10 protein-coding genes and 1 riboswitch are annotated in these 12,673 nt (G+C 73.6%); of the genes, 6 read left to right on the top strand and 4 right to left on the bottom strand.

Going from position 1 to position 12,673, the window contains the following annotated elements; genetic code table 11:
* The first annotated feature begins 74 nt into the window (after positions 1-74).
* The 3 genes from EES42_RS24255 (at position 75) to cobM (ending at position 2,844) form a co-directional block, all read left to right on the top strand.
* Complete coding sequence (locus EES42_RS24255) at positions 75-593, top strand: DUF402 domain-containing protein (RefSeq protein WP_124720374.1); 519 nt, start codon at positions 75-77, stop codon at positions 591-593.
* Positions 594-835: 242 nt separating this feature from the next.
* A complete protein-coding gene (gene cbiE, locus EES42_RS24250) occupies positions 836-2,098 on the top strand; it encodes a precorrin-6y C5,15-methyltransferase (decarboxylating) subunit CbiE (protein WP_124720859.1) in 1,263 nt (420 codons plus the stop codon).
* Entirely contained in the window at positions 2,095-2,844 is a 750-nt protein-coding gene (gene cobM, locus EES42_RS24245; RefSeq protein ID WP_124720373.1) for a precorrin-4 C(11)-methyltransferase, read from the top strand. Before cbiE ends, cobM begins: the two co-directional genes overlap by 4 nt.
* A 29-nt stretch (positions 2,845-2,873) precedes the next feature.
* Here the strand turns inward: cobM and EES42_RS24240 are convergent, their stop codons facing one another.
* Positions 2,874-3,989, bottom strand: coding sequence for a cobalt-precorrin-5B (C(1))-methyltransferase (locus EES42_RS24240; RefSeq protein ID WP_124720372.1), 1,116 nt, complete (start codon positions 3,987-3,989; stop codon positions 2,874-2,876).
* An 11-nt stretch (positions 3,990-4,000) separates the two neighbouring features.
* Between EES42_RS24240 and EES42_RS24235 the strand changes: the two genes are divergently transcribed.
* Positions 4,001-4,789: a cobalt-precorrin-6A reductase gene (locus EES42_RS24235; RefSeq protein WP_124720371.1), complete on the top strand. Its 789-nt coding sequence runs from the start codon at positions 4,001-4,003 to the stop codon at positions 4,787-4,789.
* Here the strand turns inward: EES42_RS24235 and EES42_RS24230 are convergent.
* From EES42_RS24230 to cobG, 3 genes are all read right to left on the bottom strand, one after another.
* Positions 4,774-6,279, bottom strand: a complete 1,506-nt coding sequence (locus tag EES42_RS24230) for a precorrin-2 C(20)-methyltransferase (protein ID WP_124720370.1) — start codon at positions 6,277-6,279, stop codon at positions 4,774-4,776. The genes EES42_RS24235 and EES42_RS24230 overlap by 16 nt on opposite strands.
* A 2-nt stretch (positions 6,280-6,281) precedes the next feature.
* Positions 6,282-6,908 carry a precorrin-8X methylmutase gene (locus tag EES42_RS24225; RefSeq protein ID WP_124720369.1) on the bottom strand — a complete coding sequence of 209 codons (627 nt, stop codon included), beginning with the start codon at positions 6,906-6,908 and terminating at the stop codon, positions 6,282-6,284.
* An 81-nt stretch (positions 6,909-6,989) separates the two neighbouring features.
* A complete protein-coding gene (gene cobG, locus EES42_RS24220) occupies positions 6,990-8,318 on the bottom strand; it encodes a precorrin-3B synthase (protein ID WP_206433585.1) in 1,329 nt (442 codons plus the stop codon).
* 104 nt (positions 8,319-8,422) lie between these two features.
* A riboswitch (cobalamin riboswitch) is annotated at positions 8,423-8,495 on the top strand.
* Positions 8,496-8,585: 90 nt separating this feature from the next.
* Between cobG and cobN the strand changes: the two genes are divergently transcribed.
* Together cobN and EES42_RS24210 are read left to right on the top strand one after the other, a co-directional pair.
* Positions 8,586-12,182: a cobaltochelatase subunit CobN gene (cobN, locus tag EES42_RS24215; RefSeq protein ID WP_124720367.1), complete on the top strand. Its 3,597-nt coding sequence runs from the start codon at positions 8,586-8,588 to the stop codon at positions 12,180-12,182.
* A 178-nt stretch (positions 12,183-12,360) separates the two neighbouring features.
* Positions 12,361-12,597: a hypothetical protein gene (locus EES42_RS24210; protein ID WP_124720366.1), complete on the top strand. Its 237-nt coding sequence runs from the start codon at positions 12,361-12,363 to the stop codon at positions 12,595-12,597.
* The last annotated feature ends 76 nt before the right edge of the window (positions 12,598-12,673 follow it).

Below are 12,673 nucleotides of genomic sequence, written 5' to 3'. Positions count from 1 at the left end.
CGACCTGCCGGAGGAACACAACCGGTGGTTGTGCGGCCGACGGACGAACCACTCGCCGCTGTACTGTCCCGTCCATGAACGCTGCTGAGGTGCTGGTCTCCGTCCGCAAGTACGACGGCAGCCTGCACTGGCACCACTCCACGCTCCGGCTGGGCGAGGACGAGCACGGGGTCTGGCTCGGGGCGCCGGCCGGCACCGTCTACAGCAAGGGCACCGAGGGCCCCGTCTACACCACGCGGGAAGCCAGGGTGATGGTCATTCCCCGCGACGGCTGGTGGACGGGGTTGTTCCAGGCGGCCCCGGCACGGCTGGACGCCTACTGCGATGTCACCACCCCGTCCCGGTGGCTGCACCCCGGGGAGGTCACCATGGTCGACCTGGATCTCGACGTCTGCCGCACACGTGACGGGGGAATCGTCTTCGTCGACGACGAGGACGAGTTCGCCGACCACCAGGTCCGGTACGCCTACCCGCCCGAGGCCATCGCCCGGGCCACAACAACGGCCGAACAGCTGAGGGTTGCGCTCACAGAGGACGCCGAGCCCTTCGGCCGGTGCCGTCGGTCGTGGCTCGCCAGCATGTCCGCGTACTGACCGGCCGCCCGTGGCCACGCCCCGCGAGCACACGGATCCGGCGGAAAGCCCACGCGATCCGGCCGCCGTCGGCTCACTCGCCGCACAGCTGAGGAAGCCGACTCCCTGGCGCAAGGCCCCACGGCGGCCACCTGGCCGCTGCCCGATCACGGCCGGACAGTAGAGTTCGGCTGCGTCATCCCCTGAACACCGAGGTACCGTCCGTGACTCTCGCACCACCCGAACAACCCGTCCCACCTGCGGTGACCGTCGTGGGAATCGGCGCCGACGGATGGGCGGGACTGCCCGACGCGGCGCGTACGGAGCTCATCGACGCAGAGGTCCTCATCGGCGGCGAGCGGCAACTCGGCCTGCTCCCGGCGTCCTGCCGGGGACAGCGGGTGCCGTGGCCCTCGCCGTTGCGGCCCGCCGTTCCCGGCCTGCTCGCCGCGCACGCCGGGAGCAGGGTCGCCGTCCTGGCCAGCGGCGACCCGATGTTCTACGGCATCGGCCGGGCCCTCACCGAAGTGCTCGGCACCGGCGCGCTGCGGATCCTGCCCCACCCGTCCTCCGTGTCCTACGCCTGCGCCCGGATCGGCTGGCCGGTGGAGGACACCGAGGTCGTCACCCTGGTCGGCCGCCCCGCCGCCCGGCTGGCCGCCGCCCTGCACCACGGCCGGCGGGTCCTCGTCCTCAGCGCGGATGCCCGGACCCCCGCCGCCGTGGCCGGACTGCTGCGCGAACAGGGCTTCGGCCCGAGCCGGCTGCGCGTGCTCGAACAGCTCGGCGGAGCGGACGAAGCATGCCTGGAAGGCACCGCGGACCACTGGCCGCACCCACCGGGCGACCCGCTGAACGTCATCGCCGTCGAATGCCGGCGCACCCCCGAAGCCCTGCGCCTCGGCGCCGTACCCGGCCTGCCCGACGCCGCGTACGAACACGACGGGCAGCTCACCAAGCGGCACATCCGGGCCGCGACCCTCGGTGTGCTCGCACCCGCCCCCGGCGAACTGCTGTGGGACATCGGCGGCGGCTCGGGATCCATCGCGATCGAATGGATGCGGACCCACCCCTCCTGCCGCGCGATCACCGTGGAACGCGATCCGCGACGGGCACAACGCATCGCCCACAACGCCGACCGGCTCGGAGTGCCTGCCCTGCGCGTGGTGACCGGACCGGCCCCCGGCAACCTGACCCGACTGCCCACGCCCGACGCCGTGTTCATCGGTGGCGGGCTGACCGTGCCCGGCCTGCTCGACACCTGCTGGGACGCACTGCCGCCCGGCGGACGACTGGTCGCCAACACGGTCACACTGGAGTCCGAGGCACTGCTCGCCGAGGCCCACCGCGAACACGGCGGCGAACTGGTCCGGCTCGCCGTCGCGCACGCCGTGCCGGTCGGCGGCTTCACCGGCTGGCGGCAGGCCATGCCCGTCACCCAGTGGTCCGTGCGCAAACCCCTGACCGGTCCCGAAGCGGAACACTCGGCACACGAGCCCGCGCAACACCCAGGAGACAACAGATGACCGTGTATTTCATCGGCGCAGGCCCCGGGGCGGCCGACCTGATCACCGTGCGCGGCGCCCGCATCCTCGCCTCCTGCGGGGTGTGCCTGTACGCGGGCAGCCTGGTGCCCCGGGAACTGCTCGCCGAATGCCCCCCGGACGCCCGCCTGGTGGACACCGCGCAGCTCGACATCGACCGGATCACCGCCGAACTGCTGGCCGCGCACGGGGCCGGCCACGACGTGGCCCGGCTGCACTCGGGCGACCCCTCGGTGTTCAGCGCGGTCAACGAGCAGATGCACCGGCTCGACGAGGCCGGGGTGCCCTACGAAGTGGTGCCCGGCGTACCCGCGTTCGCGGCCGCCGCGGCGGCGCTCAAGCGGGAACTGACCGTACCGACCGTCGGCCAGACCGTCATCCTCACCCGGATCGCCCAGCGCGCGACCGCGATGCCCGAGGGCGAGGACCTGGCCACTCTGGGCCGCAGCGGCGCCCTGATCGTGCTGCACCTGGCCGCCAGGTACGTGGACCGCGTCGTCGAGGAACTGCTGCCGCACTACGGGGCCGACTGCCCGGCCGCCGTCGTGGCACTGGCCTCACGCCCGGACGAGATCGTCCTGCGCGGAACCCTCGACGACATCGCCGGGCAGGTGAAGGCGGCGGGCGTGATCCGTACCGCCGTCATCATGGTCGGCCGCACCCTGGGCGCCGAGCAGTTCCACGACAGCCACCTCTACTCGCCGGGACGCGAACGCCACGTCTGCTGACAGGGCCGCCGCATCGGCCGGGCGGCCGGTCAGCGCACCGTGCTGCGCCCGACGACCGTGCCCGCCCGGTCGATGCAGATCACATCGACGGCGACCGGCGCGCCCCGCAGCACCGACAGCGCCTCGTCCCGCGCCGCCACGGCCACCAGGTCCCCCAGCGGAACACCCCGGGCGAGGCACAACTGGAGTGCCGCGAGCCCCGTGTTCGCGACCGCCACCTCGGCCGCCAGCGCCTCGTCCGCCCCGCCCCGCCGTGCCAGCCCGGCCAGGAACGGCTTGTCGACCTGGGACCGGGCGGAGTGCAGATCGAGGTGCCCGGCGGCGAGCTTCGACAGTTTCGCGAAGCCGCCGCAGACCGTGAGCCGGTCCACCGGATGACGGCGGACGTACTTGAGCACCGCGCCCGCGAAGTCCCCCATGTCGAGCAGCGCGATCTCGGGCAGCCCGTACTCGGACACCACCGTCTTCTCCGAGGTGGAACCCGTGCACCCGGCCACATGCGTGTGCCCGGCGGCACGGGCCACGTCCACCCCGCGGCGGATCGAGTCGATCCACGCCGAGCAGGAGTACGGCACCACCACCCCGGTCGTGCCGAGGATCGACAGACCGCCCAGGATGCCGAGACGCGGATTCCACGTCGAGCGGGCGATCTCCTCGCCGTCGTCCACCGACACGGTGACCTCCACGTCCCCCGTGCCCCGGTGCTCCGCGGCGACCCGGGCGATGTGGTCGCGGATCATCTGCCGCGGCACCGGATTGATCGCCGGCTCCCCGACATCCAGCGGCAGCCCGGGAAGGGTGACCGTACCCACACCCGGTCCGGCCCGGAACACCACACCCGAGCCCGGCGGCAGCGGCCGCACGGTGACCCGGACCAGAGCACCGTGCGTCACATCGGGATCGTCGCCCGCGTCCTTGACCACCCCGGCCGTCGCCCGCCCCCCGGCCAGCTCCTCCACCGCGAGCGCGAAAGCGGGCGTCTGCCCCTTGGGTAGGGTGATCGTCACCGGGTCGGGGAAGTCGCCCGTCAGCAGGGCGGTGTACGCGGCGGTGGCCCCCGCGGTGGCACAGGCGCCGGTGGTCCAGCCGGGCCGCAGACCGGTGTGTTTCAGCTGGGCGCTGCGCCCGCCCTCAATCTCACCCATGGATGGATCCGATGCATGTACTCGTACTCGGCGGCACGACGGAGGCCCGCCGCCTCGCCGAGTTGCTGGTGGAGGTGTTCCCGGCCGGGGCCAGGCTGACGAGCTCGCTCGCCGGACGCGTCGCCGGTCCGAGGCTTCCGCCCGGCGAGGTCCGCGTCGGCGGCTTCGGCGGAGCCGACGGGCTCGCCGCATGGCTGCGTACCCACCGGGTCGACGCGCTCATCGACGCCACCCATCCTTTCGCCGGGACGATCAGTTTCAACGCGGCCGCTGCCGCCGCCGGGGCCCATGTTCCCCTGCTGGCACTGCGCCGGCCCGGCTGGGTGCCCGGTGACGGCGACGACTGGCACCCGGCCGGTTCGCTGGCCGAGGCCGCGGCGGCGCTGCCCGCGCTGGGCCGAAGGGTCTTCCTCACGACCGGACGCATGGGGCTGGCCGCCTTCGCCGGGCTGGACGAACTGTGGTTCCTGATGCGTTCGGTGGACGCCCCCGAGGCGCCGTACCCCGCCCGCATGGAGGTGCTGCTCGACCGGGGCCCGTTCACCCTGGACGGGGAGCGCGAGCTGATCCGCCGCCACCGCATCGACGTGGTCGTCACGAAGGACAGCGGCGGCGCCGCCACCGCCCCCAAGCTCGCCGCCGCCCGCGAGGCGCGGATCCCGGTGGTGGTGGTGCGGCGGCCGCCCGTGCCCCGGGGGATCCCGGTCGTCGACGGTCCGGAGGGGGCCGTCGCCTGGCTACGCGAACACTTCTTCCGCCAGGGCTGGGCGACGGCGGATCCGGCTCAGCCCTCCGGATAGCGGCGGGGCGTCCAGACGATCTGCTGCCCCGCTCCGCGCTTCACCCAGCGGGTCTGCGAGGACCCGACGAGCAGGATCGTGCGCATGTCGACGTCGGCGGGGTCCAGGTCCGCGAGCCGTACCGTCCGTACGTTCTCGGCGGGCCCGCCCACATCGCGGCCCAGGACCACGGGAGTGTCCGGCGAGCGGTGTTCGAGCAGCAGGTCACGGGCCTTGCCGACCTGCCAGGTCCGGCTGCGCGACCCGGGGTTGTACAGCGCGAGCACCAGGTCCGCCGTCGCGGCCGCGCGCAGCCGCTCCGCGATCACCTCCCACGGCTTGAGCCGGTCGGAGAGGGATATCGTCGCGTAGTCGTGGCCCAGCGGCGCACCCGCCCGGGCGGCGGCGGCGTTGGCCGCCGTCACCCCCGGCAGCACCCGCACCGGGACCTGCGCGTACTCGTCCTGCGACGCCACTTCGAGGACGGCCGTCGCCATCGCGAAGACCCCGGGGTCGCCGCCCGACACCACGGCCACCCGCCGTCCGCGCCGGGCCAGATCGAGGGCGAACTCGGCCCGCTCCGACTCGACCTTGTTGTCCGAGCCGTGGCGCACCTGCCCCGGCCGGACCGGCACCCGGTCCAGATACGTGGTGTAGCCGACCAGGTCGTCGGCGGCGGCCAGCGCCCCGCGCGTCTCGGGGGTCAGCCACAGCGGCCCGGCCGGACCGGTGCCGACCACGGCCACCTCGCCCCCCTCCGGGGCGCCTTCGGGACGCGGCGCCCCGATCCTGCTGGGCAGGACCGCGACCGCGAAGTACGGCACCGAGTCCGGGTCGACCCCGGCCAGGTCACCCACCCGCTCCCCGGCCATCGTGGCGCGCTCGACGTAACGCGCCTCGGGCAGCCGCCCGGACGCCTCGAAGGCGCCGCGCACGGCCGGAAACGTACGCCCCAGCTTCATCACCACGGCGGCGTCGGTGGCCGCGAGACGGGCGGTCAGCTCCTCCTGGGGCAGCGTGCCGGGCAGGATCGTCAGCACCTCCTCGCCCTCGACGAGCGGGGTGCCCAGGCGCGCGGCGGCCGCGCTGACCGAGGTCACGCCCGGGATCACCTCGGTCGGGTACCGGTCGGCGAGCCGCTTGTGCATGTGCATGTACGAGCCGTAGAAGAGCGGGTCGCCCTCGGCCAGCACGGCGACCGTCCGCCCGGCGTCGAGATGCGCCGCCAGACGGGCCGCCGCCTCGGCGTAGAACTCCTCCATCGCCCCCCGGTAGCCGCCCGGGTGATCCGTGGTCTCCGTCGTGACGGGGTAGACCAGCGGCTCCTCGACATGGTCGGCACGGATGTGCTTCGCCGCGATGGACCGGGCGATGGACCGCCCGTGCCGGGCGCTGTGATAGGCGACGACATCGGCCTCGGCGATGATCTCCACCGCACGTACGGTCATCAGAGCCGGATCGCCGGGGCCGAGCCCGACCCCGTACAGCCGGCCCGTCTTCTGCTCGCTCACGTCTACTCTTCCTCGCTGGCGATCGCGTTGAGGGCGGCTGCCGCGATGGCGCTGCCGCCGCGGCGGCCCCGGACGATCAGATGCTCCAGGCCCGACGGGTGCGCGGCCAGGGCGTCCTTGGACTCGGCGGCACCGATGAAGCCGACCGGCACGCCGATGACGGCGGCGGGGCGGGGCGCGCCCGCCTCGACCATCTCCAGCAGCCGGAACAGGGCGGTCGGCGCGTTCCCGACGGCCACCACCGCACCCTCCAGCCGGTCGCGCCACAGCTCCAGGGCGGCGGCGCTGCGCGTGGTGCCCAGCTCCTTCGCCAGGCCCGGCACCGCCGGGTCGGACAGGGTGCACACCACTTCGTTGTCCGCGGGCAGCCGCTTGCGGGTCACACCGCTGGCGACCATCGCCACATCGCACAGGATGGGCGCGCCGCCCCGCAGCGCGGCACGGGCACGGGCGACCGCGTCCGGGGTGAAAGCGAGATCGCGGACGAGGTCGACCATCCCACAGGCGTGGATCATGCGGACCGCGACCTGGCTCACATCGGCGGGCAGGCCCGCGAGATCCGCCTCCGCGCGGATCGTGGCGAAGGACTGGCGATAGATCGCCGGTCCGTCCTTCTCGTACTGGTGCACAGTGCTTTCGCTTTCTTCCTCGGGCGTGCAACGGTCGGGTACAGCAAGTACCGCGAGTACAGGGGAGTCGGCCGTACGGGATCAGCCGCGCGTACCGCGGGCCGAAGCCACCGCTTCGGCGAGCCCGCCGGGGCTGGCGGGGCTGTCGGGGACGCTCACCGGTGCGTCCCGCTCCTCGCCCCGTACGACGGAGATCCGGTGTCCGCCGGGGACGGCGACCACATCGACCCACTCGCCGCGGGGATGGCCGCACCGGCGTTCGCACCCGGACCAGTACACCGGCAGCAGACCCACGGGCCCCACCACGGCCGCCGCCCGGGCCCGCACATCGGCCAGCGATTTCGCGCAGCCGGGCCGGCCGATACAGGCACCCACCCCGGTCCAGGGGGAGTCGGCTCCGACGACGAGGCCGGTGGCCCCCAGCTCGTCCAGCAGCCCCGCCGCCCGCCGCCGCTCCACCCCCGGCACGACGACCCCGCGCCACGGGGTCAGCCGCAATTCACCACGTCCCCGGTGCCGGGCCGTGTCCGTCAGCGACCGCCACTGCGCCGGGGTGATCCGCCCCAGGGGGATGCCGGCGGACAGCGCGGCCCCGTCGTGCGGACCGGTCACCACACCGGGGGCCGGGCCGTCCGAGCCGCGCGGGCAGCCACGGTCCTCGGTGACGGCGGTGCCGGGATCCTCCTCCCGCAACCGCCGTACGACCTCGTCGAGAAGGGAGCCGGCGCCGCCGGGCAGGTCCGACACCCGCCAGGCGCCGGTGCCCGAGGCCCTCTCCAGGAAGATCTCCGCCGCCATGAGGGCGGCCCGCGGCGCCCGCGCACCAGGTATCCGCACCACGGTCCGGGCCGTGCCGATCCGCAGCAGCGCCGCTCCGCCGTCCTGCGCCAGCAGTGTCACATCGCCGCCCAGCGCGTCCACATCGCCCCGGCCGTCGTCGAGCACGAACAAGAACCTGCCCGAAAGCCCGGCCGTCCCCTCGCCCGCGCACAGCAGCGAGTCCAGCGCCCGGAGCCACGGTCCGACGTCCGCCGCTCCGCTGTCGTCGAGCCCCGAGAGCGGCGACGCCACGATGTTGCGTATCCGCTCGTGGCGGGCGGAGGGCAGCAGCCCCGCCTCGCCCAGCCGGCCGGCCAGTTCGCCACCGCAGTCGGGGCTCAGCCCGCGCAACTGCACATTGCCGCGCGAAGTGAGATGCAACTCACCATCGCCCAGTGACTCCGCCACCGCACCCAGGGCATCCGCCTGCACCGCGGTCAGCAGACCACCGGGCACCCGGACCCGGGCCAGCGCGCCGTCGTCCGCCCGGTGCAGCCGCAGCGTGCCGGGGCAGGCGTCACCGCGGTCCCGGGCAGACGCGTCTGCGGGCAGCGAAGGCGAAGTGGCAGGTGGGGGCATGGCGGCGAGCATACCGACCATCCGAGCAGAACCGTATGTCCTCCATCAGTTGACCGGCCCTTACTATGCCTAGTGACGGGCCATCCGGCACGTCGTCGCCACAGACGGCGACAGGGGAGGAAGTCCGGTGCAATTCCGGCACGGTCCCGCCACTGTGAGCCCGGCCCCGGCCGGGCGAGTCAGGAACTCCCTTCCCCGCCCCTCGACTCCGTCGAGCAGGGGAGACTCCATTCCGACACCGCCCGGGGCGTGGACACCCCGAGGAAGGCCCGACGCCGCATGATCCTGCTCCTGTCGACGTCCGACACCGACCTGCTCAGTGCCCGCGCCTCGGACGGCCCGGTCTCCTACCGCTACGCCAACCCCTCGCGGCTCCCGCTCCAGGACCTCCCGCAGCTCCTCGACGGCGTCGACCTGGTCGTCGTACGCCTCCTCGGTGGCGTACGCGCCTGGCAGGACGGCCTCGACCAAGTCCTCGCCACCGGACGCCCCGTCGTCGTCCTCACCGGCGAACAGGCCCCCGACGCGCAGCTGATGGCCGCCTCCACGGTCCCCATCGGCATCGCCGCCGAGGCCCACGCCTACCTGGCCCACGGCGGTCCCGCCAACCTGGACCAGCTCGCCCGCTTCCTCTCCGACACCGTCCTGCTCACCGGCCACGGCTTCGCACCGCCTGCCCCGGCACCCTCCTGGGGCCCGCTGGAGCGCACCGCCCGCCGCACCGACGGCCCGGTCGTCGCCGTGCTCTACTACCGCGCCCACCACATGAGCGGCAACACCGCGTTCGTGGACGCCCTGTGCAGCGCCGTCGAGGACGCCGGTGCCCGCGCGCTGCCGCTGTACGTCGCCTCGCTGCGCACCCCCGAGCCCGAGCTGATCGACGCGCTGCGCGCCGCCGACGCGATCGTCACCACCGTCCTCGCCGCGGGCGGCACCCGGCCGGCCGAGGCATCGGCGGGCGGCGACGACGAGTCCTGGGACGCGGGCGTCCTCAGCAACCTCGACGTCCCCATCCTCCAGGCGCTCTGCCTCACCGGATCGCGCACCGACTGGGAGGACAACGACGAGGGCGTCTCCCCGCTCGACGCCGCCAGCCAGATCGCGGTCCCCGAGTTCGACGGCCGCCTGATCACCGTGCCGTTCTCCTTCAAGGAGATCGACGAGGACGGCCTGCCCGCGTACGTCGCCGACACCGAGCGCGCCGCCCGCGTCGCCGGGATCGCCGTCCGCCACGCCCGGCTGCGCCACATCCCGGCCGCCGAGAAGCGGATCGCGCTGGTGCTGTCCGCGTACCCGACCAAGCACTCCCGGATCGGCAACGCCGTCGGCCTCGACACCCCGGCCAGCGCCGTCGCCCTGCTGCGCCGACTCCGCGACCAGGGATACGACTTCGGTACGGAGGAGGTCCCCGGCCTGGTCTCGGGCGACGGCGACGAGCTGATCCGCGCACTGATCGAGGCCGGCGGCCACGACCAGGAGTGGCTCACCGAGGAGCAGTTGGCCCGTAACCCGGTCCGGATCCCCGCCGCCGACTACCGGCGCTGGTACGCGACCCTCCCGGCCGAGCTGCGCGAGGCCGTCGAGCAGCACTGGGGCCCCGCCCCGGGCGAGATGTTCGTGGACCGGTCGAGCAACCCGGACGGCGACATCGTTCTCGCCGCCCTGCGCCGCGGCAATCTGCTCATCCTCATCCAGCCGCCGCGCGGCTTCGGCGAGAACCCGATCGCGATCTACCACGACCCCGATCTGCCGCCCTCGCACCACTACCTGGCCGCCTACCGCTGGATCGCCGCTGCCGCCGACGACAACGGCTTCGGCGCCGACGCGATGATCCACCTCGGCAAGCACGGCAACCTGGAGTGGCTGCCCGGCAAGAACGCCGGCCTCTCGGCCGCCTGCGGCCCCGACGCCGCCCTGGGCGACCTCCCGCTGGTCTACCCGTTCCTGGTCAACGACCCGGGCGAGGGAACGCAGGCCAAGCGGCGCGTCCACGCCACCCTGGTGGACCACCTCGTACCGCCGATGGCACGCGCCGACAGCTACGGGGACATCGCCCGCCTCGAACAACTCCTGGACGAGCACGCCCAGATCGCGGCGATGGACCCGGCGAAGCTCCCGGCGATCCGCGCACAGATCTGGACCCTCATCCAGGCCGCCAAGCTCGACCACGACCTGGGGCTGGAGGACCGCCCCGAGGACGAGGGCTTCGACGAGTTCATCATGCATCTCGACGGCTGGCTCTGCGAGATCAAGGACGCCCAGATCCGAGACGGCCTGCATGTGCTGGGCGGCGCACCGGCCGGCGCCGACCGGGTCAACCTCGTCCTCGCGATCCTGCGGGCCCGCCAGATCTGGGGCGGCACCGCCTCCCTGCCGGGCCTGCGCGAGGCGCTGGGGCTCGACGAGTCCGCCGCGACCCGAGTCACCGCCGACGAGGCGGAGGAGCGGGCCCGGACACTGGTCCAGGCGATGGAGGACGCCGGCTGGTCCCCGGACGCCGTCGCCGAAGTGGCGGCCGGGCACCCGGAGGCGGTCGCCGACATCCTCGACTTCGCCGCCCGCGAGGTCGTGCCGCGACTGGCCGCCACGACCGACGAACTCGACCACGCCCTGCACGCGCTGGACGGCGGATTCGTCCCCGCCGGACCGTCCGGCTCCCCGCTGCGCGGCCTGGTCAACGTCCTGCCGACCGGCCGCAACTTCTACTCCGTCGACCCCAAGGCCGTACCCTCGCGCCTGGCCTGGGAGACCGGCCAGGCCCTGGCCGACTCGCTCCTGGAGCGCTACCGCACCGACAACGGCGACTGGCCCACCTCGGTCGGCCTGTCCCTGTGGGGCACCAGCGCGATGCGCACCGCCGGTGACGACGTCGCCGAAGCCTTCGCGCTGCTCGGCGTCCGCCCCGTCTGGGACGACGCCTCGCGCCGCGTCACCGGCCTGGAGGCGATCCCGCCGGCCGAGCTCGGCCGCCCGCGTATCGACGTCACCCTGCGCATCAGCGGCTTCTTCCGCGACGCCTTCCCGCACACCATCGGCCTGCTCGACGACGCGGTCCGCCTCGCCGCCTCCCTGGACGAGCCGGCCGAGCAGAACCACGTACGCGCCCACACCCAGGCCGACCTGGCCGCCCACGGCGACGAACGCCGCGCCACCACCCGTATCTTCGGCTCCCGCCCCGGGACGTACGGCGCCGGTCTGCTCCAGCTCATCGACTCCCGAGACTGGCGCACCGACGCGGACCTCGCCGAGGTCTACACGGTGTGGGGCGGCTACGCCTACGGACGCGAACTCGACGGCCGCCCGGCCCGCGAGGAGATGGAGACGGCGTACAAGCGGATCGCGGTCGCGGCCAAGAACACCGACACCCGCGAACACGACATCGCCGACTCGGACGACTACTTCCAGTACCACGGCGGCATGGTGGCCACCGTCCGCGCCCTGCGCGGCACCGCCCCCGAGGCGTACATCGGCGACTCCACCCGCCCCGAGACGGTCCGCACCCGCACCCTGGTGGAGGAGACCTCACGGGTCTTCCGCGCCCGGGTGGTGAACCCCAAGTGGATCGAGGCGATGCGGCGGCACGGCTACAAGGGCGCCTTCGAGCTGGCCGCCACCGTCGACTACCTCTTCGGCTACGACGCGACGACGGGCGTGGTCGCCGACTGGATGTACGACAAGCTCACCGAGACGTACGTCCTGGACCCGACCAACCGCGAGTTCCTCCAGCAGGCCAATCCCTGGGCCCTGCACGGCATCGCGGAACGCCTCCTGGAAGCCGAGTCCCGCGGTATGTGGGCCAAGCCCGACCCGGCGGTCCTCGACGCCCTGCGCCAGGCGTACCTGGAGACGGAGGGCAACCTGGAGGGCGAGGACTGACCCCGGGGCCCGGCACCGGGCCACCGGACGGCGACAGGTGGGCGAGCCCCGGCCCGGGCGTGGGCCGGGGCCGCGGGCCGCATGCCATTGCCCCAGGTAGACGCACTGTTCCGCGATGGGGCGTCACCCGTACTGCCGCCGGGCATAGTGTCGCCCGTGGCGTGGAAGCGATCTACGCATGACCGAAAGTGGCAGTCCTTATATCTCGTCGCCCCGGATCACCGTGCTGGGAGTCCAGCCCGGTGATCCGCCCTTCCGCCTGGTGGAGATCGACGGGGAGGTGGTCAGCGCGGCAACGTCGATGATGGATGTGCTCGCCGCCGCCTCTGCCGCGGGAATCAGGGTCCATGACCTCGACGACCCCGGTGTCGTGCGGTGGGTGGGCGGCGGCAAGTTCCATTGGCGGCCGCACTGAGGCTCGCTCTGCAGCGGCCGTGCGGGGTGGCCGGCGCGAGTCCGTCGCCCACTCCGCCGGCCGTCGCCGGCCGCTC

Origin of the sequence: Streptomyces sp. ADI95-17, from assembly GCF_003846175.1 — a bacterium.
Classification (GTDB): Bacteria; Actinomycetota; Actinomycetes; order Streptomycetales; family Streptomycetaceae; genus Streptomyces; species Streptomyces sanglieri.
This window is presented reverse-complemented; position numbering and strand designations above follow the sequence as displayed.